This is a genomic window from Desulfogranum mediterraneum DSM 13871, assembly GCF_000429965.1.
Taxonomy (GTDB): Bacteria; Desulfobacterota; Desulfobulbia; order Desulfobulbales; family Desulfobulbaceae; genus Desulfogranum; species Desulfogranum mediterraneum.
In genome coordinates, this window is sequence record NZ_KE387006.1 from 150699 (window position 1) to 174971 (window position 24273).

Below are 24273 nucleotides of genomic sequence, written 5' to 3' on the forward strand. Positions count from 1 at the left end.
ACTGGCACCTTCCTCTCTATCTCTCTAGAATAGGGTTCACTGCTGCTCTCTGATCTTCCTCTATACCACACTCAGACCCGGCTGAACAGGGGCTGGCAGCCAAGCCGCGCGCCCGGCCGGGTTGAGGTGCTGGCTGGTGGGGGACAGGCAACATCCGATAAGGAATCATTTTTTTCTTGACTCAGGAATGATTATCATATAGTTTTGCATTCAAATATCACCTGATAATAAATCCCAACAGCGAGAGGAGCCATTGCGCATGACCCATCAGCGGGAGATTATCCTGGCTGAACTCAAAAAATCAACAGACCATCCCACGGCTGACGAGCTCTACGAGCGGATCAAGAGACAGTTGCCCAGAATCAGCCTGGCAACAGTCTACCGCAACCTGGAGATCCTCTCAACAGCAGGGATGATCCGCAAATTGGAGATCAGTGGTCGGCAGAAGCGTTTTGACTGGGATCTGCGGGAGCACCATCACATCTCCTGTCTGCGGTGCCAACGGGTTGATAATATTGAGCTGGAGGTCCAGGAAATGCTGCCGGCTCAAGCTGAAGATCGACAGGGATATGACATCTCGGGCTGGAGAGTGGAGTTTTTCGGACTCTGCCCGAAATGCAGAAAAGATACCAACAATTCACAAGGAGAAGAGACCATGGCATGTGCCCCGAAAGGACTCAGCGACAACCAGCGACAGGTATTAGAGGCCCTGGCCAAGAGCAAGGAGGCCTGCGGCAGCAAGGACATCGCCGCAGCCACCAGCCTGGAGGCCAAGCAGGTCAGCTGTCAGATAACGGCCCTGAAGAAGAAAGGCTTTGTCGAGAGTCCGATCCGCTGCAAGTACACCATCACCCCGGAGGGTCAAGGGGCCCTTGGTGAGTAAGGACTCCCGGATGAGGAGCCGGTCCGGCAATTTTTCATACCAAGGGCTCCTTTGAAATCTATTTATTTCCATAACCGGAAGATTGAAAGAAAAAACCTTTTTTCAAGGTAGCCTAAGCAACAACGAGCAAGCAGAGAGGATATACCCATGAAGACACTTGTCACCCGTCAGGCCCCGGGATTTTCCGCCACCGCGGTTATGGCCGACAACAGCATCAAAGAGGACTTCACCCTGGCCGACTACCAGGGCAAGTATGTGATCCTGTTCTTCTACCCCCTGGACTTTACCTTTGTCTGTCCTTCGGAGATCCTGGCATTTAACAGGTATCTGGAGAACTTCAAGGTCAAGAACTGTGAGGTGATCGGGGTCTCCATCGATTCCCAGTTCTCCCACCTGGCCTGGAAGAACACCCCGGTCAACGAGGGCGGCATCGGTCAGGTCCGCTTCCCCCTGGTTGCCGATCTCAACAAGAGCATCTCCCGCCGTTACGGGGTGCTGCTGGAGGAGGGCATTGCCCTGCGGGGGACCTTCCTGATCGATAAGGAGGGGGTGATCCGGCATGCCGTGGTCAACGATCTCCCCCTGGGGAGAAACATTGCTGAGGCCTTAAGGATGGTCGATGCTCTCCAGTTCCATGAAGAGCACGGCGAGGTCTGTCCTGCCAACTGGAACGAGGGTGATGAGGCCATGACCCCCACCGCCGAAGGCGTCGCCAAATACCTGACCGACCACGGTTCCAGGTAGACAAAGAAAGCAGAGAGACGGACAGGGCAGGCTTAAGAAGCCATCCAGGTTATTTTCCCTTTCTTGCCGTGTCCAGATGGTTTACAGTTCTTTGAGATCTCTGCATCCTGCAGAGATTTCAGCAATATTTTATTCTCTATTTAAGGAGGGCAATTCATGACCCAGAAAAATGAAGTATACAAATGCGCCCTGTGCGGAAACATCGTAGAGGTGCTGCACGTAGGGGCTGGTGAGTTGGTGTGTTGTGGACAGGGAATGGAGCTGATGGCTGAAAACACCGTAGATGCTGCCAAGGAAAAACATGTCCCGGTCATCGAAAAGGTGGCAAACGGTTATAAGGTCACGGTTGGCTCTGTAGCCCATCCCATGGAAGAAAAGCACTACATCGAATGGATTGAACTCATTGCCGACGGCAAGGTCTATCGTCAGGACCTGAACCCCGGCGATGCCCCTGAGGCCTTTTTTGCCGTGGAAGCCGACCAGGTCACGGTCCGTGAACTCTGCAATCTCCATGGTGTCTGGAAGGCCTGATTACCTTCCCGACTTCACATAACTTCTGCCAGTAAAGGAAAACGAGATGAAAAAGTATGTCTGTATTGTCTGTGGTTATGAGTATGATCCCGAGGTAGGGGATCCAGACAACGGAGTTGCCCCAGGCACCGCCTGGGGAGATGTACCCGAGGATTGGACCTGTCCTATCTGCGGGGCAGGTAAAGAGGAGTTCGAAGAAGCATAATCGTTCCACCCCCCTGGTCAGCGGTGATCAGGGGGGTGGAGTTGTTGCAGGCTGCATTACCTCGCGTAAGCAAACATTTGCTGCAGCCGCCGTCTCCAGCCAGGTTGCCCACAGGAACCTTTCTCTCCCCAGCGTCTCTCACATTCCCCTCGAGAACAGTGTTGATTATCCAACCTGCAACAGCTCTGATTACAGCCAGGAGAAGTAGCCATGAAAAAAACCGTTTTTTTTGCCTTCCGCGGCGATCCGCTCTGTTTTATCCACGTACTCCTGAATGGGCTGGATATGCAGGCACGGCAACTGGAGGGTAAGGTTATCCTGGAGGGTGAGGCCGTCTCCCTGGTGGCTGAAATGGCCCGAAAGGATCACTTCCTCCACCAGCTCTACACCAAGGCCAAGGAGCAGCAGCTCTTTATCGGTGCCTGCAAGGCCTGCGCCAACAAGCTCGGCGCCACCCAGGCGATTGAGGCCGAAGAGATTGCCCTGATTGGGGAAATGTCTGGTCATCCTGCCATGGCAGACTATATTGAACAGGGCTATACTGTGCTCACCTTTTAAGGCCACCCTTAACAAGAGACCGGCTTTAAAAAGCTCATTTTTCAACCTCGTCAGGCCAGGAGCCAGGCCAATCTTTCCATCAGCCGCGGGAATACCCGGAACCTGAGGAGCTTTTTAAATAAGGGGCAACCAGAGAAGGCAACAGCCTTCCAGCCCCACAATCAACGATTACAACCGGAGGATACAGCTGTAATGAAACCTGTTGAACTTGCAAAAAATGTCTACTGGGTGGGAGCCATCGACTGGCTCACCAGGGACTTTCACGGATACTCAACCAACCGTGGCACCACCTATAACGCCTTTCTGATCATCGACGAGAAGGTGACCCTGATCGATACGGTCAAGCGTGAGTATTACGGTGAGCTGATGCACCATATCTCCACCATCATCGATCCGGCCAAGATCGATTACCTGGTGGTCAACCACGTGGAGATGGACCATTCAGGCTCCATCGCTGACGTGATCGAGGCCATCCAGCCGGAGAAGGTGATCTGCTCAAAGATGGGCCACAAGGCCCTGCTCCAGCACTATCACCGGGAAGACTGGCCCTACCATATCGTGGCCTCCAACGAGGAACTCTCCCTGGGCGAGAAGACCCTGAGCTTCCTGGAGACCAGGATGCTCCACTGGCCGGACTCCATGTTCACCTATCTCAAGGAAGATGAGATCCTATTTACCAGCGATGCCTTTGGCGAACACCTGGCCACCAGCGAACGCTTTGACGATGAGGTCAACCAGGACGTGCTGATGCACGAGGCGACCAAGTACTATGCCAACATCCTCACCCTCTACTCGCCGCTGATCAGGAAATTGCTGGTCAAGGTCAAGGAGATGAATCTGCCCATCAAGATGCTGGCCCCTGACCACGGAGTGGTCTGGCGCAGCAACCCGGGAAAGATCATCGAGGCTTACACCAGCTGGTCAGCCAACGAGGGCAACGGCAAGGCAGTGATCATCTATGATACCATGTGGAAATCAACCAGGAAGATGGCGGAGAAGGTGGCCGAAGGACTGCAGGAAGAGGGCGTCAGCTACAAGTTTCTGGATCTCCAGGTCAACCACCGCAGTGACGTCATGACCGACGTCCTGGAGGCCAGTGCCGTGGTCCTGGGCTGTCCCACCCTCAACAACGGCATGCTGCCGAGAATGGCCGGATTTCTGATGTATATGCGCGGCCTGCGGCCCACCAACAAGATCGGGGCCTGTTTCGGTTCCTACGGTTGGTCCGGAGAGGCGGTCAAGCTGATGAACGAGGCCTTGAAAGAGATGAAATTCACCCTCTGTCACGAGGGACTGCGGGTGCCCTATGTGCCCAGGGAAGAGGCCCTGGCCGAGTGTGTGGACTTGGGTCGGACCGTGGCCACCAGCATGCGGGACTTCATGGACGGCAAAGAGGTTGTCTCGGTGATCTGATCCCCTCCCAGCCCCCTGCCTGAGGCTTCATCCCGGCGCTGTTCATGTGATCCGGGATGAAGCGTCCTCTCTTCTCTGTAGCGATTACTTCCCGCCCTTGACGATCTGCCGGTACATCCGGGCCACCACCTCGCCTGCGCTGATGGTGGAGGCATCGATATAGACCGCATCCTCGGCCTGTTTCAAGGGAGCCACTCTCCGCTGACTGTCATCCTTATCCCGCTTGATGATCTGGGCCAGCAGTTGGTCCTCATCCACCTCCACCCCCTGACTCCGCAACTGGGCCGCCCGGCGCACCATCCGGATCTCCGCTCGGGCATCCAGGTAAAACTTCCAGGCAGCCTCCGGAAAGACCACGGTCCCGGTGTCCCTGCCCTCGGCGACCAGCCCGCCGGCCGCACCCATCTGCTGCTGCAGCTCGGTGAGAAAGTTCCGCACCATGGGCAGGGCAGAGTAGGCCGAGGCCTGCATCCCCATCTCCGGGGTGCGGATCAGCCGGCCGATCTCGCGCTGGTTGAGAAAGACCTGGACATCATCGTCCGGCCCTGTGCCCGGTTGGAGCACGATCTCCAAATCGCTGAGCAGTTCGTCCAGAGCCGGGGACTCTTCGGCTGGCAGCTCTGCCTCCAGGCAGCCATAGGCGACGGCCCGATACATGGCACCGGTATCCAGATAGGTGAAGCCCAGTTTCCGGGCCAGCTCCCGTGAGACCGTGGATTTGCCGCCGCCCGAGGGACCGTCGATGGTAACGACCTGGATGCGCTCAGACATAGGCCAGCTCAGCAAGACACTCGCCCAGGGCCTGGACAAAGCGGCTGTTTTCCTGGCCGGTACCGATGGTTATCCGGATAAAGTTGGGATATCCATAGGCCTTCATGGAGCGGACAATCACCCCCTTATAGAGCATGGCCTCGTAGAGTTCGGTGGCATCACCCCGGACATCGATCAGGAAGAAGTTGGTATGGGAGGGATAGGGGCTGCAGCCCAGCTTGGCCACCTCTTCACTCAGCCAGGCCAGTCCCTTGCCGGTCTCAGCCAGGGTCAACTGGTAATGGTCCAGATCGGCCAGGGCGGCCAGGGCCCCGATCTGTGCTGGAAGGTTGATGTTAAAGGGCTGACGTACCCGGTGGAGCAGTTGGGCCAGCTCAGGGGGCATGATCCCGAATCCGACCCGCAGACCGGCCAGGCCAAAGGCCTTGGAAAAGGTACGCAGACTCACCAGTCCAGGGATCCCCTCGGGATTGCGGATATAGTCGAAGATCTCAATCCGCTCCTCCGGGGAGACAAAGTCCACATAGGCCTCATCCAGGACCACCACCACGCTCTCTGGCAGGGAGCGGATAAAGCGGTCAAAGCTCGGCCGGTCGATCAGGGTGGCGGTGGGGTTGTTGGGGTTGTCCAGGAAGATCAACCTGGTCTTGGCTGTGACTGCCCGGCGGATGGCATCCAGGTCATGGACCATCTCCTTGAGCTCGATGATCCGATTGACGCCGCCCCGCACCTGGACAAACTTCTGGTACATCAGAAAGGAGGGGTGGGAACTGATCACCTCGTCTCCCTGGCTGACCAGGGCCTTGATCAGAAATTCGATCACCTCGTTGGAACCGTTGCCCAGGACCAGCTCGGCCGGCTGGGCACCGCTCCAGTCGGCCAGGGCCTGGGTCAGGTAATAGCTGGATCCATCCGGATAGCGATGGAGACCGCTGAGGCAGTCAGCAATGGCAGCCACGGCCTTGGGCGATGGTCCCCAGGCATTTTCATTGGAGGCCAGCTTGATGGAATCGCGTACCCCATACTCCCGTTCCAGTTCATCCTGAGGCTTTCCCGGGGGGTAGGGGACAATGGCTTCTATATTTTTGGGCGGGTTCAGTTGCATCACACGCCTCCTATGACCGGTTTTTTGGCGGCAATCCCGAGCTGCTGTTCCAGGCTTGCGCCGGCCTGGAACAGGACCTCTTCGTTGAAGTGAGCTGCCTGGAGTTGCATGCCGACGGGCAGGCCAGCGCTGGTGAAACCGCAGGGCACAGACATCCCAGGGATACCGGCCAGGTTGGCGGAGAGGGTCAAGATATCGGAAAGGTAGAGCGACAGGGGGTCATCGCTCTTTTCCCCGATGGGCCAGGCCGGGGTAGGGGTCACCGGTGAGGCGATCAGGTCGCACTGCCTGAAGACGGTTTCAAAATCCTGCTTGATCAGGGTACGCACCTGGGAGGCCTTCTTGTAGTAGGCGTCATAGTAGCCGGCCGAGAGGGCGTAGGTCCCGATCAGGATCCGCCGCTTGACCTCATCGCCGAATCCCTGGGAGCGGCTGCGATTATACATCTCCTGGAGGCCGTCGGTCCCGGCCGCCCGGAAGCCGTAACGAACCCCGTCGTAGCGGGCCAGGTTGGAGCTGGCCTCGGCCGGGGCAATCAGGTAGTAGACCGCCACACAGTACTGGGTATGGGGCAGGCTGACCTCGACGATCTCTGCGCCCGCCTGCTCCAGCAGCTCGATCCCCCGGCGAACCGCCGTCTCCACCTCGGGGTCGAGCCCCTGGCCAAAGTACTCGGTGGGTACCCCGATGCGCAGCCCCCGGACCCCGCGCTCCAGGACCTGGCTGTACACAGGAACCGGCCGGTTGATGGAGGTGGAATCACGGGGATCATAACCGGCGATGGCCTCCATCATCAGGGCGCAGTCGCGGACATCCTTGCTCAGGGGCCCCACCTGATCCAGGGAAGAGGCAAAGGCCACCAGGCCGTAGCGGGAGACCCGGCCATAGGTGGGTTTCATCCCCACCACCCCGCAGAGGGAGGCGGGCTGACGGATGGAGCCGCCGGTATCGCTGCCCAGGGCCCCGAAACACTCATCAGCAGCCACCGCTGCCGCAGAACCGCCGCTGGAGCCGCCGGCGATATAGCCCGCCTTCCAGGGGTTTTCCGGGACAGCAAAGGCACAGTTTTCGTTGGTGGAGCCCATGGCAAACTCATCCATGGCCAGTTTACCGGTGATCACGACTCCGGCCTGGTGGAGTTTTTCAACCACGGTGGCGTTATAGGGCGGGGTGAACCGTTCCAGCATCCTGGAGCCGCAGGTGGTGGGAAAATCGCTGGTGCAGAGCAGGTCCTTGACAGCCAGCGGAATCCCGCAGAGCGGTCCGCCCTGACCCTGGGCACGGAGGGCATCTGCCTGTTCCGCCCCCTGCAGGGCCAGCTCTTCATTGTGGGCCAGGTAGGCCTTGATTCGGTCTTCAACGGCTCCTATCCTGGAAAAAACCGCTTGGGTTAACGCCACAGAGGTTGTTGTACCATCCTCCAGCAGCCGCAGGGCCTCATGCAGAGTAAGGGAAGAAAAATCCATAATTTTTTATCTCAGAAGGGGAAGTATGGAAAAGGGGACACCCGGGAACCGTTCATCTCCGGCGATCAGGGACAGTCCTTGGCCGCAGCCAGGACCAGGAGCACGGCCGAGCAGTCCGCCTGATCGAAAACTTAGCGAATGATTCGTGGTACGGAAAAAGAGGCGCCATTGTCTTCAGGCGCATTGGCCAGGGCCTGCTCAGGCTGCAACGAAGGCTGAACCTCATCCTCGCGAAAGGCATTGACCACCTGCTGGGTATGGGTGGTTACCTCCACACCCTGGGTGTCGATCTCATCGAGTTTGGCCACATAGCTTAGGATGGTATCAAGTTGCCGGGTCATCCGCTCAACTTCGGGACCATCAAGCTGGAGTCGGGCAAGGGCGGCAACGCGCTCTACTTCTTCAGGGGTAATCTTCATGACGTGTTCCGAGACAGACTGGGGTTAAATTTGGAAATAACAGGAAACCGGCTACTGTTTATACAGTGAACGTGCTGAAAGAACAACCCCGGCGAAAAGTTCGACCAGCTCAGGGTCAAATTGGGTCGTACTGCAGCGTCGTAACTCGGCAACCGCCTCGACCTGGGAGAGGTTGGTGCGGTAATTTCGCTTGGAGGTCATGGCATCATAACTGTCGGCAATGGTAATGATCCTGGTCAAGGGATCCAGTTCTGCCTGGCCGATCCCATCGGGATAACCGGAACCATCGAGCTTTTCATGGTGATGGCGGATGATATCCTGTTCTTTGTCCATGAAGGAGAGCGGTTCAATGATGCTGGCCCCGATCTCGGGATGCTTCTTGATCAGCTCCCACTCCTCAGGGGTCAGGGGACCTGGTTTCTGGATACAGGAGAGATCGATCACCAGTTTGCCGATATCATGGAACTGGGCCGCCCTCTTCAGGGTAATGCAATCCTCCTGACCGATCTGGGCGGCCTCGGCAAGGAGCATGCTGTAGTGGGTCACCCTGGTGGTATGACCGGCGGTGTAGTCGTCTTTCTCTTCCATGGCGGTCTGCAGACTGGTCATGATCTGGACCGTGGCCTTTTCCAGGTGATCGCCATACTGTTCCAGAAGGACATTTTTCTCGGCAAGTTCCCTGGTCTTTTCAAAGACCTCCTGCTCCAGGTTCTTTTTATAGCGCTTTTCTCTACGAAGAAACTGCCGTTTCTCTATGGCCCGCTTCACCTTGACATGAAAGAGTTCAATATCGGCGATGGGTTTGGTCAGGAAATCATAGGCCCCCAGGTTGATCGCCTTGACCGCATAATCCATGGAGCCGGCGCCGGTGAGAAAGAGTACCGGGATATCCACCTCTTTGCGGTTCAGGTGTTCCAGGGTTTCAAAGCCATCCATTCCCGGCATGTTGATATCCAGGATGATGACGTCAAACTCATCGTTGACCAGCTCCAGCGCCTCCTGACCGGACTGGGCCGGCACAACCTCGTGGCCGAACAGGGTCAATATTTTCTCGATGGCGACCCTGACCAGGGTATCGTCATCGGCAATTAAAATTTTAGAAACCATAATTTATTCTATTTAAAACATGTCGTTTGCTCAAAGTTGCCACCATGGCTGCTGTTGTCGGCGCACCTCCTGGAACAGCTCCGCCGGCGCCGGAGCTGCGGCCAGGGCGCTTGCCTGGCTGATGCCCAGATAGACCGGAAATGCCGGATCCAGGGCAGCTCCATACAGTTCGCTGAGCACCGCAAGACTGCCCTGATGACCGGCCTCCAGGCCGTAGCCTCCTTCCAGGGTGAGCAGCAGCTTGCCCCCGCAGACCTGCTCGGCCAGTCCCACCAGGGCCCTGGTCATATAGGCCAGCCCGGCAGGGCTGACCCGCATGGCACCCAGAGGATCGCCCAGGGCGATATCAAAACCAACAGAGACCAAAATCAGTTCCGGTTGAAAACTGCGCGCCACCGGCAGAAAAATATCATTGATCAGGCCGGCATAGGCAGCGTCTCCCTGCCCTCCGGCCAGGGGCACGTTGATGGTATAGCCCAGGCCCCGACCTTCACCACACTCACCCAAGGCACCGCTCCCCGGATAGTGGGGGTACTGGTGAAAGGAGCAAAACAGCACCTTGTCGCTCCCATAAAAACTCTTTTGGGTACCGTTGCCATGGTGCAGGTCCCAGTCCAGGACACAGATCCTCTTCAGCCCACGCACCTTGATCGCCCAGCGGGCGGCCACGGCCAGAGAGTTAAAGAGGCAGAATCCCATGGAGCGATCCTGTTCCGCATGGTGCCCAGGCGGCCGGACCAGGGCAAAGCCGTTATCGATCCGCCCCGCCAAGAGACGGTTAATGCCGTCTATCAGGGCCCCGGCAGCCAGCAGGGCCGCCTCGTAGGAGCGGGCCGAGGTCCGGGTGTCTGCATCCAGGTAGGCAGCCGCTTTTCCGGCGGTTGCCGCTACCTCCTGGATCATCCGGGCCGAGTGGTTGCGGCGGATATCCTCCAGGGAGGCCGCGGAAAAGTCGGGAAAGAGCAACTTGGCGGTAAGTTCGGGCCGTTCCAGTTCCCGGTAGATCGCCTCGAGCCGCTGGGGGGATTCCGGGTGACCTGCACCGGTCTTATGTTCCTGAAACAGTGGATCTCTATAGATCGCGGTTCGTCGCATGGCCGTCAGCTCCTTTCGCGTTTCCCGGTCCAGACCCCCTCTTCACTTATCACCAGATCCATGGGGATATCATGGACTGCCAGGGGCAGCCGGGAGACCAGTTGCAGTCCAAAGGCCAATCCCAGCCGCCTGGCCTGGGGGGCCTCCCTGGCTAAAAAGCGGTCATAGAAGCCCCCGCCGTAACCCAACCTTCCTCCCTGGCAGTCAAAGACCAGCCCCGGGACCACCACCAGCTCGATGACTCCGGGGTCGATGGCCGCCTGTTCAACCAGGGCAGGAACCGGCTCCGGGATCCCCTGAAAACCGGGGACCAGATCCCTTTCAGGGTCCGTTATCCGAACCGGCACGATGCGGTGCTGGGCAGCCAGGGTGTAGGGCACGGTGACGATTTTCCCCTGGTTCAGGGCCTGGTCCAGGAGTATCCCGGTCTCGACCTCGCTCCTAAAATGGACATAGATACAGATATATTGAGCGGCTTGCCAAGAGGAAAGCGCCAGCAGAGAGCGGCCTATGGCCTCGCTCTTTCTCCTGCGCAGGGCAGGGCTCAGGCCGTCACGTCGGGCAGTTATCCCCTGGCGCAGCTGTTGCCGCTGCTCTTCAAGGGAAACAGTGCTACTCTGTGGTATTTTTTCTTCCATGTACCAAAATTCAAAAAAAAAGACGATATCCTTATCCAGGATACCGCCTTTTCAAACAAACTGACAAAGAAAAAATTACATCGGCAACAACAACTTGTTACTGTCTTCGTTCCACGACACAATCAGGTACCAGAGGGTCGCAAACAGGAAGACCATGGCCAGGGTGGTGCCGTAGCCAAAGACATCGGGAAGATAGACATACTTGCCAAGCCAGCCATTGGCTTCGACATCGAAATTCTTGAACAGGGCCACCATCAGAGAGTTGGACAGGGAGAAGAAGGGTACCACCAGCCACAACTTGATCTGACCCTCACCCACACGCCAGAGGGTTCCGGAACCACAACCACCGGCCATCATCGCGCCCACACCGAAGATGAAGCCACCGACCAGGCCGCCCCAGCCAAAGGTTCCCCGGACATAGTTCATGGGAGCCAGTACGGCCTCACCATCCAGTCGGGCACCGACGCCATACTTGAGCACCGCAGCGCCGACGGCCACGATAACGATGGAAAGGGCCACAGAGCGGGCCATGGTGGAGTCACCGGTCATGTGGGGCTCACGAAAACCCTGGATCATACACCAGCGACCGCGCTGCATGGCATAACCGATGGCCGTGGCAATCAGGACGATCCCGGAAAGCGAGGTGATGTACTCCTCAAAGTCATCCCCTTCATAACCGGCATAGGTACGGGCACCCCAGATGAGGACACCGATTCCGGCGACACCGAAGATCCACTGCACAGGGTAGGGGATGTTGAGGGTGAAGGAACCGCCGCTTCCCCAGGAGACGTGCTCCATCTCTTTATAGAGCAGCCAGAGACCGAGGAGTGCACCTGGAATCAGGCCCACCCACATGGCAAAACCGTTGGCTGCCAGGTTACCGATGGCGTTATACATACCACCCACGTTACAGCCGCCGGCCAGGGCAGCACCGATACCCATGAGCACACCGGCAACCATGGCCTTGACATACTCTCTGACCGGGGGAAAACGGAAGGCAAACTGGCCACCCAGACAGGCCGAGATAAAGGCCCCACCCACCAGGCCCAGACCTATCACCGAGCCGGAGTTGAACCAGATGGATTTCTTCAACAGGAAGTCACCATCTTCATCGATAAAGCCGGTTAACTGGGCCAGGTGATCGCCGCTGAAAGCCCCCACTCCGTAAAGCATCCAGTCACCCCAGTTACGGATGGCACCAACCGCACCCCAGGGACGCCACCAGGCCATGATCAGGATACTGAGCAGGGCCACCACGATACCGGTGGTTGTGGCACTCCACTCATCCTGGCATAACACCTTGTACAGCCTTTTTACCTTCTCCCAAAACAACTTAACATCTTCCATGCACTGCCTCCTTAGACCTATTAAAAAATAGCAACTATACCCAAAAGCTCCAAAAAATGGTTAAGATACATGCAGGCTTTCAATTTGTCAATAACCTCAATGAAACAGACCATTATAGCCCAACATTGAGCACTCATTCATCACAAATAAGCCCCTGTCTGCACCTGAATAGTTATTCAGTTTCTTTTTGATTCGCCTTGACAAATATACCTTTCTTCTTTACCTTTAACTGTCTTTATCCATGTTTAAAATAAGACGTACTATTGTTCTTTTATCAGGAGGAAAAAATGAGTGATGTAAAAGTTGCACCTGAAGGACTGGAAGTAGCCGCCGTTCTCGACGCAAAAGGCCTGAGCTGTCCTATGCCGCTGCTGCGCACCAAGAAAGAGATGGGTAAAATCAATGGTGGAGAGATTCTCCACGTTATGGGTACCGATCCTGGTTCCAGAAACGATATCCCCGGCTGGTGTGATCGTGCAGGTCATGAGTACCTCGGCGAGAAAGAAGAGAGTGGATACATTAGCTTTTTCATCAAAAAGGGATAAGCATTTTTACTCAACAACATCCTTTTAACGGAGGCAAAAGCTAATGGCTGCTGATCCTAATAAATTTGGTATTTTTGTTACCTCCAACCAGAATATGCGCCATATTCTGGGAATTACCCGTGCTGCGGTTCGTGCCGGTAAGGAAGTAATGGTTTTTCTGACCTTCAAATCCGTGCACCTCACCAAGAGCCCTGAGTTCTATGAACTGTCCCAGCTCTGCAAGGTGGAAAACCTTGCCATCTGTGCCGACAGTTATATCTGCGAAGGTTTTGATAATATCGAAGATGTTCCCCGCGGTCTGACCGACAAGCAGATGCGTACCCAGGCTTTTCACGGCGCTATTCTTGAGCAATGTGAAAAGTATATCGTAATGTAAGGAGATACGGATATGGAATCATTAAAAGTATACATCCTGATAGCCAACCGTGTTTATAACGACGGTATACGTTCGGGCTTGGGTCTTGCTGTGGAAAACCACTATGCGTACCCTGTCATCTTCAACGGTGAATTCCCCAGAATGAGCGACTACATGGCAGAGAACATCGCCTGGATCGCCGACATGGAAGGCGAGGTCTTCAGCTGTGGAGCCGATGCTCCCACTGATCTGCCTGAAGGGACCGAAATGACAAATGTTTCATTGGAAGAACTCGGTGAAAAGTTGCGGGATGCAGATTTTATCATTCCTTACGGTCTTCCGAAACAATCACACGAACCGCCCGCAGCCTGTGGTGCTTGAGGAGATACGACCATGAGTGATGAAAAAATGAAAATCCTGCAGGTATACCGTTCTGAGCCTACCAGCGATGTAAACACCCTGGTTGAGATCCTTAACCGTGATCGTGATGCTGATGAGTTCAAGCTCTATCTCGACCAGCCCAACTACGATGTTCTGATCCAGAAGATCTATGCGGCCGATAAGACCGTCTGTTGGTGGTAAACTTTCCTACCTTAGGTACCTCAGTACCTAAAGTAGCTAAAGTAGCCCAACGTAGCGCCAAGCCTGCCTTAAGCAATTAAGGCAGGCTTTTTTTTTACTTCCTCTCTTCACTTCCTCTCTTCACCCCGCCTTGCCCAAACACTCCATGATCCTGTCGTGGAGCAGCGGCCTGAAGCTACGGATCCCGATATTCTCTCTGCAGGGATGGATCCGATTGCTCAACAGCACCACGATGACCTCCTTTTCCGGATCCATCCAGAAAGATGTTCCCGAAAAACCCAGATGACCGGCACTGGAAGGCGAAAACCAGCGGCCACTGCTTGATTGCCCCGGCGTAGGGGTATCAAAGCCATGGTACCAGCTCAGGAGCGCCCTGGGCCGGGTAAAGAGCTTCCTGAAGAGTGGACCTCCCAGGGCCTCCAGGGAGAGTCGTCCCTGCCACTGCTCAAACATCTGCTCACAGAGAGCCGTCACCGCCTCCAGATCCCCAAACAGGCCGGCATGACCGGCCACCCCGCCCAGCAGCCAGCAGTGTTCATCATGCACTTCACCCTGGAGGATTCTCCCCCGCCAGGGACAGGCCTCGGTGGCTGCTATGGCGCTATCCTGCAGGCCCTCTGCGGCAGAACTGCCGCCCAACCCCAGGGGACGAAAGCAGAGCCCCTGTTCCAGGCCCAGTGGACGGCTAACCAGCTCCTCAAAAAAACGATCCAGGCGCATAGCGCTGCGCTCTGCAACGATCTCGCCCAAGAGGATATACCCCAGGTCACTGTATATGTTCCGTGTTCCCGGGGCAGCCAGCAGACCCTGTTCCAGGATACGGGCCAACAAACTCCGGCCCTGCTCCCGCTCGTAGACCGGCTGGTAATCCCGATAAAAGGGGTGATAGGCCGGCAGGCCGCTGCTGTGGGAGAGCAGGTGGTGGATCTGGATATCCTCCCATCCCCGGCCCTTGGCCACCGGCAGGCAGCGCTGCAGGGGGGTCTGCCAATCCAGTCTTTCCCGGGCAATGAGTTGAAGAATACTCACCACCGTAGAGAAGGGTTTGGAGAGCGAGGCCAGGTCAAAGAGGGTACGGCTGGATATCCGGGGGGATCCTGCTTCGCATCTGGTTGTTCCGGCGGTAAAAAAGAACCTCTGCCAGCTTCCGCCGCTTTTCCGGCTGATACCGACGGCGCAGCCGGGAAAGACTCCCTGGACCACGCCCTCTCTGCAAAGAGATTCCACCATCTTTTCTAGCTGTTTTTCCTTGTTTTCAGCCATGGTTAAAATGCATTATTTATTTGAAATTTCAGTTTTTTTAGGGTATTTTCAGGGCCTGTGTTAGTTATTTCTTTATAATCATGTTGATAGGCGGTGGAGAGGATTGTGGATAACTTGTGGATAACTTTATCTGAGCATGTTTCAAGACCATATCCAGGCACAATCGACAAGATATGAACTATAAAAAAACAAAAAAAATCGGACGATTATTGTCTTTACCCACAAACCAACACCCCTAATAACAACCATAAATTTTTAGATATACAAGGATTAATAATTATGGCCTTCCAGTTTAACATAGGCAGAGAAGATTTACTCAAAGCGATCAGTACCCAACAAAACATCACCAGCAAGAAGGGAACCCTGGCTATTTTATCAAATGTTTTATTGGAAGTAGGTCATGATCAGGTTATCTTCACAGGCACAGATCTGGAAATAGGCCTCAAACAGATGGTCCCTGCCGAGGTCATCACCCCAGGCTCCCTCACCTTACCCTCCAAAAAACTCTTTGAGGTGGCCAGGGAATCGGGCTCCTCTGTCATCTCCTTCAAAGAAGAAGAAAAAAATTGGGTGGAAATCACTGCCGGTCCCAGCGTATATCGCCTGGCCGGCATGATGGTGGATGAATTTCCCCAGTTTCCCGAGTATGATGAAGAGGCCATGGTCCCGATGGAGAGTGAGATCATCTCCGGTCTGGTGGACAAGACCATCTTCTCCATTGCCCAGGATAAGGAAAACATGTTCAGCCTCACGGCGGCCCTGTTGGAGAAGGTCAAGGAAGAGGACAAGCTCTTCTTGAAGATGATATCCTCGGACGGCCATCGCTTGACCATCATGAGCAGGGAGGTAGATGAAAAACTGGATAAGCTGGAGCTCAACCCGGTGACCCTGATCCCGAGAAGGGGCGTTCAGGAGATCCGTAAGTTCTGTGATAACACCGATGGCTTTGAGCTGGGGATCGAGAAGGAGCAGGCCGTCCTCAAAAGCACGGACTCCCTGTTGATCATTCGAATCATGGAGGGGGAGTTTCCCGACTATCAGGCCATCCTCGATTCCCTGGCCAAGGATAATATCATCTCCATCGATCGGATTCGATTTCTGGAGAGTCTCAAGCGGATCAACCTCTTTACCGAGGACCTCTTCCATGCCATCAAGATGGAGATCAGCGGGGACAACATGGTGCTGACCTCTCAGAATGCCGATTATGGCTCGGCCAAGGACGAATTCAGCGTGGAGTACAGCGGCGCAGACCTCTCCCTAGGGTTCAACTGCCGCTACTTCATGGATACCCTCCAGGTGGTGGAAGGGGAGACTGTCCAGGCCAGTATCAGCTCCGATGAGAGCCCCTGCCTGATCACCTCGGAGGATGATCCCGGCTTCCTGAGCGTGATCATGCCCATGAAACTCTAGACAAAAAGAAATGGATCTAAAAATTCTCACCACCGGCGGGACCATAGACAAGATTTACTTTGACGCCAAAAGTGAGTTTCAGGTCGGTGATCCCCATATCCACGAGGTCCTGGCCGAGGCCAATGTCAGCTTCAGCTATCAGGTGGAATCCCTGATGCGCAAGGACAGCCTGGATATGGACGAGGCTGACCGGCAGCTGATTGTGGCGCACCTCCTTCAGGAGGTGTGCCCACGCATCCTGATCACCCATGGCACCGATACCATGGTGGAGACCGCCAGGGCCCTGGTCCCGGTGAAAGACAAGACCATCGTCCTGACCGGTTCCATGCAGCCGGGAAAGCTGCGCCAGAGTGATGCGGTCTTTAATATCGGCTATGCCCTGGCAGCAACTCAGATTCTCCCCCCAGGGGTTTACATCGCCATGAACGGTCGGATTTTTGATCCCCTGATCACTTCAAAAAACGTGAAAGCAAACAGGTTTGAAACCTGAGGCCCTGCAGACAGAAATCCTGCTGACCATTCAAAGGCAGTTTTTTCCTCAATTTTTTCAATCTATGTAAAGGAAGCCAGTGAGCGAACAGAACAATTCGTCCTACGGAGCGGAACAGATCAAGGTTCTTGATGGACTTGAAGCCGTTCGAAAAAGACCGTCAATGTACATCGGCAATACCGCCGAAGAAGGATTGCACCACTTGATCTATGAGGTGGTGGACAACTCCATCGATGAGGCCCTGGCCGGCCACTGCGACCGTATTCAGGTCATCATTCACCAGGATAATGCGGTAACGGTCATTGATAATGGTCGGGGGATTCCGGTGGATCAGCATCCCACCGAAAACATGACCGCCCTGGAGCTGGTCATGACCACCCTCCATGCCGGCGGTAAGTTTGATCACTCCACCTACAAGGTCTCCGGCGGCCTGCACGGGGTCGGGGTCTCGGTGGTCAATGCCCTGAGTACCAGCGCCTTTGCCGAGGTCAAGCGAAACGGCAAGGTCTATAGGCAGAGCTATGCCTTTGGGGAGCGGACCAGCGCGCTGGAGGAAATCGGCAGCAGCGAAAAGACCGGTACCACCATTCATTTTGTCCCCGATGACACCATCTTCACCGAGACCACCACCTTCAAGTATGAGACCGTCAAGCACCGCTTACGGGAACTGGCCTTTCTCAACAGAGGGATCCGAGTCTTTCTCAAGGACGAACGTTCCGGTGCCGAGGATACCTTTCACTTTGAGGGGGGGATCAGCTCCTATGTGGAGTATCTCAACCGCAAAAGGACCACGGTCCATCCCGAGCCAATCCTGATCAGCGGTGAAAGGGATCAAGTCCAGGTGGATATCTGTTTTCAATACTTTGACGGCTACTCAGAGCGGATCTTTTCCTTTGTCAACAACATCAACACCCGGGAAGGGGGCAGTCATGTGGCCGGTTTCCGGGCCGCCCTGACCAAATGTATCAACCGCTATGCCAGTGACGATGTGGTGCCCAAGAACCTCAAGGAGAAGATGGGCGGCGACGATGTCCGCGAGGGACTGACCTGTATCATCTCCACCCGGGTGCCCAATCCCCAGTTCGAGGGCCAGACCAAGACCAAGCTGGGCAACTCGGAGGTCAAATCCATCGTCGAGACCCTCTGCAACGAGAAACTCTCCATCTATCTGGAAGAGAATCCGGCCGTGGCCAAGCGGATCCTGAGCAAGGCCGTGGAAGCGGCCCGGGCCAGGGAGGCGGCCAAGCGGGCCAGGGAACTTTCCCGCAAGAAGGGCGGCCTGTCGGTGATGATGGCCGGTAAGCTGGCCGAATGCCAGAGCAAGGATCCGGCACAGCGCGAGCTCTTCATCGTGGAGGGTGACTCGGCAGGCGGTTCGGCCAAGCAGGGCCGAGATCGCGCGGTCCAGGCCATCCTGCCCCTGCGCGGCAAGATCATGAACGTGGAAAAGGCCCGCTTTGACAAAATCCTCAACTCCGAGGAGATCAAACAGCTGATCGCCTCTCTGGGTACCGGCATCGGTCGGGAAGATTTTGATGTGGATAAACTGCGCTACCACAAGATCATCATCATGACCGATGCCGACGTGGACGGTGCCCATATCCGAACCCTGCTCCTGACCTTCTTCTATCGCCAGATGCTGCCCCTCATCGAGAACGGCTATGTCTACATCGGTCAGCCGCCGCTCTATCGCCTGGGTCGGGGCAAGAAAGAACAGTACTTCATCGATGACGACGCCCTCAACGGCTATCTCTACGGTCAGGCCAGCGAGCTCTTCCGGATCAGCAGCGATAAGGGGATGGAGATTCAGGGAGCGGAGTTGGTGACCACCCTGCAGCGACTCTCCTACTTTGAAAAGATCGTCACCCGCCTGGAGCGGATGAATATCCAGGAAGCCATGACCCTCTTTCTCCTGGAAAACCAGGTCAAGTCGGCAGATCAATTCAAGGATAGGGACTTTCTCGAAGAGTTGGTGGAGCAGCTCAAGGTGCTGGAGCCCACCATCGGCAACATCCGTTCCTGCCGCTGGCGGCCCTCCTGCTACGAGGTGGATGTGACCTTCCGGGGCCAGTCCCTGTTGATGACCACACTGGGGCCCAATATCCCCCTGATCGGCGATTATCGCCAGGCCCTGGACATCTATGACCAGGTCAGCGCCTTCCTCAAGGGCGGCTTTCAGATCTACCGGAGCACTGCCGGCGGCCAGGAGAAGGAGTCCAGCGCCGCAGACTGGCACCAGCTGATCGAGCTGGTCCGCAGCGAGACCTTCAAGGGCAGCCACCTCCAGCGCTACAAGGGTCTGGGCGAGATGAATCCCGAGCAGCTCTGGGAGACCACCATGAACCCGGAGAACCGCACCCTGGTCCAGGTGAAGATCGATGATGCCGAGATGGCCGATGACATCTTCTCCACCCTGATGGGAGACAAGGTAGAGCCCAGGAGGGAGTTTATTCAAAACCATGCCCTGGAGGTGGCTGATCTCGATATTTAACCGCTGAGCAGACGAGATAGCCAAGTTTTAGGTAAGATTTAATCAGGAAAACGTAATGACAGAAGCTTCTGAACTACAGGAATTGGAAAAACCGACCATTGCCATCGAAAAGGAGTTGCAGAAATCATACCTTGATTATGCAATGTCGGTCATCATCGGCAGGGCCCTTCCCGATGTGCGGGACGGCCTGAAGCCGGTGCACCGCAGGGCGCTCTTTGCCATGCGCGAGTTGGGCAACACCTACAACCGGCCCTACATCAAGTCGGCCAGGATCGTCGGTGATGTCATAGGTAAGTACCATCCCCACGGTGACACCGCCGCCTATGACACCATCGTCCGGATGGCCCAGCACTTTTCCCTGCGCTATCCCCTGGTGGATGGTCAGGGCAACTTCGGTTCCATGGATGGCGATTCGCCGGCAGCCATGCGTTATACCGAGGCCCGGATGACCAAGCTGGATCAGGAGATCGTGGCTGACCTGGATAAAGACACCGTGGACTTTGTCCCCAACTACGACAACTCCCTCCAGGAACCGTCGGTCCTGCCCTCCAGGATTCCCAACATCCTGGTCAACGGCTCCGAGGGCATCGCCGTGGGCATGGCCACTAAGATCCCGCCCCATAACCTCAGCGAGGTCCTGGACGCCCTGATCGCCCTTATCCAGGATCCCAGCCTCTCCATCCACCAGCTGATGGAGATGATCACCGGTCCTGATTTTCCCACCGGCGGTTTTATCTGCGGCCGGGCCGGGATCCGTGAGGCCTACGAGACCGGCCGGGGCGTGGTCACCATGCGGGCCCGGACCCATATCGAACCACGGGGCAAGAACGGAGAGTCGATCATCATCACCGAGATCCCCTATCAGCAGAACAAGGCCTCCCTGGTGGAGAAGATCGCCCTGTTGATGAAGGATAAACGGATCACCTCGGTTGCCGAGATCAGGGACGAGTCGGATCGCCAGGGGGTACGGGTGGTCCTGGATCTGAAGAAGGATGAGATTCCGGACATCGTCATCAACCAGCTCTACAAGATGACCCCGCTGCAGAAGAGCTTTGGCATCATCCTGCTCTGCATAGTCAACAACAAGCCCGAGATCCTCAACCTCAAGGAGGTGCTGGAGCATTTCCTGGTCCACCGCCGGACGGTGATCTATCGCCGCACCGCCTTTGAGCTGCGCAAGGCCGAGGAGAGGGCCCATATCCTGGAGGGACTGAAGATCGCGATCACCAACCTGGATGAGGTGGTGGCCCTGATCAAGGGTTCCAGCAACCCGGCAGAGGCCAAGGCCGAGTTGATCAGGCGTTTCGAGCTCTCCGAGATCCAGGCCCAGACCATCTTGGATATGCGCCTCCAGCGCCTGACCGGGCTGGAGCGGGATAAGATCATCCGCGACTATAACGAGGTCCTGGAAAAGATCGCCTGGCTGAAGAAGGTCCTCAGCGACGATAACCTGGTGAGTGAGTTGATCTTAGACGAGTTTCGCCAGATCAAGGAGGACTACGGCGACGAGCGCCGCACCGAGATCATCGATGCCCCGGACGATATCCTGCCCGAGGACATGATCATCCCCGAGGAGATGGTGGTGACCGTCTCCCATACCGGTTATATCAAGCGAAACCCCCTGGATCTCTACCGGGCCCAGCGCCGTGGCGGCAAGGGCGTCCGCGGGATGACCACCCTGGAGGATGACTTTGTCACCAACCTCTACACCGCCTCCAATCTGGATACCTTCCTCTTCTTTACCAACAAGGGGCGGGTCTTCTGGAGAAAGGTCTACGAACTGCCCCTGGCAGGCAGGGCAGCCCGCGGCAAGGCCGTGGTCAACCTGCTGGAACTGGGCGATGAGGAGAAGGTGGCCGCCATCCTGCCGGTGAGCGACCTGGCCAACGTGGACAACAGCCAGAGTGTCCTCACCGTGACCAAGTTGGGCAGGGTCAAGAAGACCTCTGTCTCCGAGTATAAACGACCCCTGCGAAAGGGTAAGTTCGGCCTGACCATCAAGGACGAGGACGAGATCCTGACCGCGGCCCTGACCAGCGGCGATGATGAGATCTTCCTGGTCACCAGAAACGGGCTCTCCATCCATTTCCATGAGTCCAATGTCCGGATCATGGGTCGTCTGGCCGCCGGGGTCAAGGGGATCAGCCTTGGGGATGGCGACGAGGTGGTCGGGGTGGCGGTGCTCAAGAGTGATGACTCCATCCTCACGGTCACCGAAAACGGCTATGGCAAACGAACCGCAGTCTCCGAGTACAAACTCCAGAACCGGGGCGGCAAGGGGGTCTTTGCCATCAAGACCAGCGAGCGTAACGGCAGCGTGGTCGGGGTATTGCCGGTGGATGATGAGGATCAGGTGATGCTGATCGCCAATACCGGAAAGGTGATCCGGATGGCCATGGATACGGTTCGGATCATCGGCCGTAATACCCAGGGCGTTCGTCTGATCAACCTGGACCAGGATGAGAGCGTGGTCGGCCTCTCCATGCTGGCCAGGGAGGAGGATGGAGGAGAAGATGAGGGCACGGACGAAGAGGAGAGCGTGATCGATGAAAGCCCTGAGTCAGAATAAAACCGCAGTCATCGGTGCCGGCAGCTGGGGTACGGCCTTGGCCGTGCTGCTGGCCGGTAAGGGGGAGGAGGTCTGCCTCTGGGGCCATAACGCCTCCCACCTGGAGCAACTGGCGGCTGAGCGGCAGAACGCCAGGTATCTCCCGGGAGTTGCCTTTCCCGATACGCTCCAGGCCTGTACCGGGCTGGCAGAGACCATTCAGGGAGCCCGGGTGATCGTGATGGTGATCCCCTCCCACGGCTATCGCCAGGTCTATCGCCGGATCGTGCCGCTGCTTGCATCACCGGTGCTGCTGGTTTCAGCGGTCAAGGGCATCGAGATCGCCACCCGGATGACCATGACCCAGGTCATGGCCGAGGAGACCCCGGGGGATACCCGGGTCTCCCTGGGAGTGCTCAGTGGACCGAGTTTTGCCGAAGAGGTGGTCAGGGCCCAGCCCACGGCGGTGACCGTGGCCTTTGCCGAAGAGCAGGCGGCCCTTGAGGTCCAGCAGCTCTTCTCAACCGAGTACTTTCGGACCTACCGCTCCAGCGATGTCCTCGGGATCGAACTTTGCGGGGCCATGAAGAACGTGATCGCCATCGCCGCCGGGATCTCCGATGGCCTGGGTTTTGGCCTCAACACCCGGGCCGCCCTGATCACCCGGGGGTTGGCCGAGATGACCAGGCTGGGGGTCGCCATGGGCGCCGATCCGGCCACCTTTGCCGGCCTGGGGGGGCTGGGTGACCTGGTCCTGACCTGCACCGGCAACCTCAGCCGCAACCGTAGCGTGGGCTTGAAGCTCGGCAGCGGGAAGACCCTGGACCAAGTGCTGGAGGAGATGACCATGGTGGCAGAGGGGGTGAAGACCACCAAGTCCTGCTATAATCTGGCCCGGGACAGGGGGGTGGAGATGCCGATCCTTGAGCAGGTCTATCAGGTCATCTATGAAGATAAACCCTGCAGCGCTGCTGTTCAGGCCCTGTTCAGCCGGGATCTGAAGCAGGAAACCAGCTGAGCTTGCTCCAGGGTGGATCATGAAAGAGGCAGATAAGCCTCATTTTTCAGGAGATGGAGGGATCGTGAACAAGCTGACAGGATGGTGTATTGGCCTGCTCTTTGTGCTCTTGGCCACAGGATGCGGCTCTACCAGGGTGCAACAGGCCGGCGAGGAGCTGCCGGTCGAGGAGAATCCCCTGATTCTGGAGCTGCCGGCGAGCTTCAGCGGCAGGATCCCCTGTGCAGACTGCGACTATGTCCGGATTGATCTCAACCTCCGTCCCGATAAGCTCTATCAGCTCCGTAAGACCAGGGTAAACGGTGGCAAGGTCGTCAAGAGCGAGGCTCAGATGCGGCGATGGCGATTCGATCCCCAGGAAAATCTGATCATCCTGGGCAAGCGCAAGGGGGCCCTGAAGACCTACCTGGTGGAAGACCCGGATACCCTCAGGTTTCTCGATATCCAGGGAGAGCAGCAGGAAGGCCTGATCAGCTACAGCCTGGTGCGCAGCCCGTCCTATGACCCCTTTAACGACGAGGTCAAGATCCGGGGGATGTACCGTTCCAGCGGCAATAGTCATATCCTCAGAGAATGTGCCAGTGAGTTGGATTTTAGCGTAGACCCATCCGCCGCTTTCAGCGAACTGGACCGGGCCTATCGCAACACTCCCCATGAACCAAACCAGCCCCTGTTGGTCTCGATCCAGGGCAGACTGCTTCTCCGGGGCGCTTCCCAGGACTGGGATGAGGATGTGATCGTGGTCAGCAGTTTTAACCGGCTCTATTCCAATCAGGACTGCAGCGGCAACCTGGCCAGACAGAGCCTCTTTGGGGTGAACTGGAGAGCCATTGAAATCGGCGGCACCCCCATCACAGCGGCAAACGAGGGCAGATCCCCCTTCCTGACCCTGGAGGCCAAAGGCAACAGGGTCAAGGGCTTTTCCGGCTGTAATCGTTTCTTCGGAACTTACCTGTTCAAGGGCAAGGTCTTCATATTTAACAAGCTGGCCAGTACCCGGATGGCCTGTCCGGATAATATCGCCCTGGAGAACGCCTTCCTCGCTGCCCTCAACAACACCGAATCCTACCAGATGGAAGATAACCTGCTGGTGCTGCGTGACAAGAACGATGAGGTGACCATGAAGCTGCAAGCCCAGGATGGAAGTTAAGCCTCTGCACGCCATGGACACTGATTCCAGCGGGGATTGACGCTGCTCTCCAACAGATCAATGCCGTAGATATCCCGTACAAAGGAAAGAACGGCTACGGTTAAAGGGTACCTTGAAAAATGAGAGTCTTTGATGAGGC

25 protein-coding genes are annotated in these 24273 nt (G+C 56.6%); 16 read left to right on the forward strand and 9 right to left on the reverse strand.

The window, feature by feature from the left end; all coding sequences use genetic code 11:
• Nucleotides 1–259 precede the first annotated feature (259 nt).
• The 6 genes from G494_RS24495 to G494_RS0118845 all read left to right on the forward strand — a co-directional run bounded on the left by G494_RS24495 (nt 260) and on the right by G494_RS0118845 (nt 4334).
• Complete coding sequence (locus G494_RS24495; RefSeq protein ID WP_035247570.1) at nt 260–883, forward strand: Fur family transcriptional regulator; 624 nt, start codon at nt 260–262, stop codon at nt 881–883.
• Nucleotides 884–1030: 147 nt separating this feature from the next.
• The gene (locus tag G494_RS0118825; protein WP_208597714.1) at nt 1031–1627 is read left to right on the forward strand and encodes a peroxiredoxin; all 597 of its coding nucleotides are present in this window, start codon (nt 1031–1033) and stop codon (nt 1625–1627) included.
• Between the two features lie 156 nt (nt 1628–1783).
• Nucleotides 1784–2158 carry a desulfoferrodoxin gene (locus G494_RS0118830; protein ID WP_028585760.1) on the forward strand — a complete coding sequence of 125 codons (375 nt, stop codon included), beginning with the start codon at nt 1784–1786 and terminating at the stop codon, nt 2156–2158.
• 46 nt (nt 2159–2204) lie between these two features.
• The gene (gene rd / locus G494_RS26490; protein WP_084457088.1) at nt 2205–2363 is read left to right on the forward strand and encodes a rubredoxin; all 159 of its coding nucleotides are present in this window, start codon (nt 2205–2207) and stop codon (nt 2361–2363) included.
• A 210-nt stretch (nt 2364–2573) separates the two neighbouring features.
• Nucleotides 2574–2921: a DsrE family protein gene (locus tag G494_RS0118840; RefSeq protein WP_028585761.1), complete on the forward strand. Its 348-nt coding sequence runs from the start codon at nt 2574–2576 to the stop codon at nt 2919–2921.
• A 192-nt stretch (nt 2922–3113) separates the two neighbouring features.
• Nucleotides 3114–4334 (forward strand): FprA family A-type flavoprotein, encoded by a 1221-nt coding sequence (locus tag G494_RS0118845; protein WP_028585762.1) that lies wholly within the window; start codon nt 3114–3116, stop codon nt 4332–4334.
• Between the two features lie 84 nt (nt 4335–4418).
• Here the strand turns inward: G494_RS0118845 and cmk are convergent, their stop codons facing one another.
• The 8 genes from cmk to G494_RS0118885 all read right to left on the reverse strand — a co-directional run bounded on the left by cmk (nt 4419) and on the right by G494_RS0118885 (nt 12282).
• Nucleotides 4419–5105, reverse strand: a complete 687-nt coding sequence (gene cmk / locus G494_RS0118850) for a (d)CMP kinase (protein WP_028585763.1) — start codon at nt 5103–5105, stop codon at nt 4419–4421.
• Nucleotides 5098–6210, reverse strand: a complete 1113-nt coding sequence (gene hisC / locus G494_RS0118855; RefSeq protein ID WP_028585764.1) for a histidinol-phosphate transaminase — start codon at nt 6208–6210, stop codon at nt 5098–5100. Before hisC ends, cmk begins: the two co-directional genes overlap by 8 nt.
• The gene (gatA, locus tag G494_RS0118860) at nt 6210–7676 is read right to left on the reverse strand and encodes an Asp-tRNA(Asn)/Glu-tRNA(Gln) amidotransferase subunit GatA (protein WP_028585765.1); all 1467 of its coding nucleotides are present in this window, start codon (nt 7674–7676) and stop codon (nt 6210–6212) included. The genes hisC and gatA overlap by 1 nt, the downstream gene beginning before the upstream one ends.
• A gap of 131 nt (nt 7677–7807) precedes the next feature.
• Entirely contained in the window at nt 7808–8095 is a 288-nt protein-coding gene (gene gatC, locus G494_RS0118865) for an Asp-tRNA(Asn)/Glu-tRNA(Gln) amidotransferase subunit GatC (RefSeq protein WP_028585766.1), read from the reverse strand.
• Between the two features lie 51 nt (nt 8096–8146).
• A complete protein-coding gene (locus G494_RS0118870; RefSeq protein ID WP_028585767.1) occupies nt 8147–9202 on the reverse strand; it encodes an HD domain-containing phosphohydrolase in 1056 nt (351 codons plus the stop codon).
• 30 nt (nt 9203–9232) lie between these two features.
• Nucleotides 9233–10297, reverse strand: coding sequence for a histone deacetylase family protein (locus G494_RS24500; protein ID WP_051305879.1), 1065 nt, complete (start codon nt 10295–10297; stop codon nt 9233–9235).
• Nucleotides 10298–10302: 5 nt separating this feature from the next.
• Nucleotides 10303–10935 (reverse strand): 5-formyltetrahydrofolate cyclo-ligase, encoded by a 633-nt coding sequence (locus tag G494_RS0118880; RefSeq protein WP_051305880.1) that lies wholly within the window; start codon nt 10933–10935, stop codon nt 10303–10305.
• 75 nt (nt 10936–11010) lie between these two features.
• Nucleotides 11011–12282 carry a YeeE/YedE thiosulfate transporter family protein gene (locus G494_RS0118885; protein WP_028585769.1) on the reverse strand — a complete coding sequence of 424 codons (1272 nt, stop codon included), beginning with the start codon at nt 12280–12282 and terminating at the stop codon, nt 11011–11013.
• 287 nt (nt 12283–12569) lie between these two features.
• Between G494_RS0118885 and G494_RS0118890 the strand changes: the two genes are divergently transcribed.
• The 4 genes from G494_RS0118890 to G494_RS24505 are packed head-to-tail and all read left to right on the forward strand — an operon-like array spanning nt 12570 to nt 13764.
• Nucleotides 12570–12827, forward strand: a complete 258-nt coding sequence (locus tag G494_RS0118890) for a sulfurtransferase TusA family protein (protein WP_084457090.1) — start codon at nt 12570–12572, stop codon at nt 12825–12827.
• A gap of 43 nt (nt 12828–12870) precedes the next feature.
• Complete coding sequence (locus tag G494_RS0118895) at nt 12871–13203, forward strand: hypothetical protein (protein ID WP_028585771.1); 333 nt, start codon at nt 12871–12873, stop codon at nt 13201–13203.
• Between the two features lie 12 nt (nt 13204–13215).
• The gene (locus G494_RS0118900) at nt 13216–13563 is read left to right on the forward strand and encodes a hypothetical protein (RefSeq protein ID WP_028585772.1); all 348 of its coding nucleotides are present in this window, start codon (nt 13216–13218) and stop codon (nt 13561–13563) included.
• Nucleotides 13564–13575: 12 nt separating this feature from the next.
• Nucleotides 13576–13764 carry a hypothetical protein gene (locus G494_RS24505; protein WP_035247574.1) on the forward strand — a complete coding sequence of 63 codons (189 nt, stop codon included), beginning with the start codon at nt 13576–13578 and terminating at the stop codon, nt 13762–13764.
• A gap of 120 nt (nt 13765–13884) precedes the next feature.
• On the opposite strand, the gene G494_RS0118910 is transcribed toward G494_RS24505, so the two are convergent.
• Nucleotides 13885–15027, reverse strand: a complete 1143-nt coding sequence (locus G494_RS0118910; protein ID WP_051305881.1) for a serine hydrolase domain-containing protein — start codon at nt 15025–15027, stop codon at nt 13885–13887.
• Nucleotides 15028–15306: 279 nt separating this feature from the next.
• Here G494_RS0118910 and dnaN point away from each other — a divergent pair, with 279 nt between their 5' ends.
• From dnaN to G494_RS25830, 6 genes are all read left to right on the forward strand, one after another.
• Nucleotides 15307–16437, forward strand: coding sequence for a DNA polymerase III subunit beta (gene dnaN, locus G494_RS0118915; protein ID WP_028585774.1), 1131 nt, complete (start codon nt 15307–15309; stop codon nt 16435–16437).
• 10 nt (nt 16438–16447) lie between these two features.
• Entirely contained in the window at nt 16448–16927 is a 480-nt protein-coding gene (locus G494_RS0118920) for an asparaginase domain-containing protein (protein ID WP_028585775.1), read from the forward strand.
• A 79-nt stretch (nt 16928–17006) separates the two neighbouring features.
• Nucleotides 17007–19418, forward strand: a complete 2412-nt coding sequence (gene gyrB, locus G494_RS0118925) for a DNA topoisomerase (ATP-hydrolyzing) subunit B (RefSeq protein WP_028585776.1) — start codon at nt 17007–17009, stop codon at nt 19416–19418.
• 55 nt (nt 19419–19473) lie between these two features.
• Complete coding sequence (gyrA, locus tag G494_RS0118930; RefSeq protein ID WP_028585777.1) at nt 19474–21987, forward strand: DNA gyrase subunit A; 2514 nt, start codon at nt 19474–19476, stop codon at nt 21985–21987.
• Nucleotides 21965–22984 (forward strand): NAD(P)H-dependent glycerol-3-phosphate dehydrogenase, encoded by a 1020-nt coding sequence (locus G494_RS0118935; RefSeq protein WP_028585778.1) that lies wholly within the window; start codon nt 21965–21967, stop codon nt 22982–22984. The genes gyrA and G494_RS0118935 overlap by 23 nt, the downstream gene beginning before the upstream one ends.
• Nucleotides 22985–23048: 64 nt before the next feature.
• Entirely contained in the window at nt 23049–24134 is a 1086-nt protein-coding gene (locus tag G494_RS25830) for an META domain-containing protein (RefSeq protein ID WP_161630021.1), read from the forward strand.
• Nucleotides 24135–24273 lie beyond the last annotated feature (139 nt).

What these genes read in the sequence shown, in the direction of transcription:
- G494_RS0118895 (WP_028585771.1), top strand. Translation starts at nt 12,871, where the DNA reads ATGGCTGCTGATCCTAATAAATTTGGTATTTTTGTTACCTCCAACCAG.
- G494_RS0118870 (WP_028585767.1), bottom strand. Translation starts at nt 9,202, where the DNA reads ATGGTTTCTAAAATTTTAATTGCCGATGACGATACCCTGGTCAGGGTC.
- G494_RS0118910 (WP_051305881.1), bottom strand. Translation starts at nt 15,027, where the DNA reads ATGGCTGAAAACAAGGAAAAACAGCTAGAAAAGATGGTGGAATCTCTT.
- G494_RS0118845 (WP_028585762.1), top strand. Translation starts at nt 3,114, where the DNA reads ATGAAACCTGTTGAACTTGCAAAAAATGTCTACTGGGTGGGAGCCATC.
- G494_RS0118900 (WP_028585772.1), top strand. Translation starts at nt 13,216, where the DNA reads ATGGAATCATTAAAAGTATACATCCTGATAGCCAACCGTGTTTATAAC.
- G494_RS24505 (WP_035247574.1), top strand. Translation starts at nt 13,576, where the DNA reads ATGAGTGATGAAAAAATGAAAATCCTGCAGGTATACCGTTCTGAGCCT.
- gatA (WP_028585765.1), bottom strand. Translation starts at nt 7,676, where the DNA reads ATGGATTTTTCTTCCCTTACTCTGCATGAGGCCCTGCGGCTGCTGGAG.
- hisC (WP_028585764.1), bottom strand. Translation starts at nt 6,210, where the DNA reads ATGCAACTGAACCCGCCCAAAAATATAGAAGCCATTGTCCCCTACCCC.
- G494_RS0118880 (WP_051305880.1), bottom strand. Translation starts at nt 10,935, where the DNA reads ATGGAAGAAAAAATACCACAGAGTAGCACTGTTTCCCTTGAAGAGCAG.
- cmk (WP_028585763.1), bottom strand. Translation starts at nt 5,105, where the DNA reads ATGTCTGAGCGCATCCAGGTCGTTACCATCGACGGTCCCTCGGGCGGC.
- gyrA (WP_028585777.1), top strand. Translation starts at nt 19,474, where the DNA reads ATGACAGAAGCTTCTGAACTACAGGAATTGGAAAAACCGACCATTGCC.
- G494_RS24500 (WP_051305879.1), bottom strand. Translation starts at nt 10,297, where the DNA reads ATGCGACGAACCGCGATCTATAGAGATCCACTGTTTCAGGAACATAAG.
- G494_RS0118840 (WP_028585761.1), top strand. Translation starts at nt 2,574, where the DNA reads ATGAAAAAAACCGTTTTTTTTGCCTTCCGCGGCGATCCGCTCTGTTTT.
- G494_RS24495 (WP_035247570.1), top strand. Translation starts at nt 260, where the DNA reads ATGACCCATCAGCGGGAGATTATCCTGGCTGAACTCAAAAAATCAACA.
- G494_RS0118825 (WP_208597714.1), top strand. Translation starts at nt 1,031, where the DNA reads ATGAAGACACTTGTCACCCGTCAGGCCCCGGGATTTTCCGCCACCGCG.
- G494_RS0118935 (WP_028585778.1), top strand. Translation starts at nt 21,965, where the DNA reads ATGAAAGCCCTGAGTCAGAATAAAACCGCAGTCATCGGTGCCGGCAGC.
- G494_RS0118830 (WP_028585760.1), top strand. Translation starts at nt 1,784, where the DNA reads ATGACCCAGAAAAATGAAGTATACAAATGCGCCCTGTGCGGAAACATC.
- G494_RS0118920 (WP_028585775.1), top strand. Translation starts at nt 16,448, where the DNA reads ATGGATCTAAAAATTCTCACCACCGGCGGGACCATAGACAAGATTTAC.
- G494_RS0118890 (WP_084457090.1), top strand. Translation starts at nt 12,570, where the DNA reads ATGAGTGATGTAAAAGTTGCACCTGAAGGACTGGAAGTAGCCGCCGTT.
- G494_RS0118885 (WP_028585769.1), bottom strand. Translation starts at nt 12,282, where the DNA reads ATGGAAGATGTTAAGTTGTTTTGGGAGAAGGTAAAAAGGCTGTACAAG.
- dnaN (WP_028585774.1), top strand. Translation starts at nt 15,307, where the DNA reads ATGGCCTTCCAGTTTAACATAGGCAGAGAAGATTTACTCAAAGCGATC.
- gatC (WP_028585766.1), bottom strand. Translation starts at nt 8,095, where the DNA reads ATGAAGATTACCCCTGAAGAAGTAGAGCGCGTTGCCGCCCTTGCCCGA.
- rd (WP_084457088.1), top strand. Translation starts at nt 2,205, where the DNA reads ATGAAAAAGTATGTCTGTATTGTCTGTGGTTATGAGTATGATCCCGAG.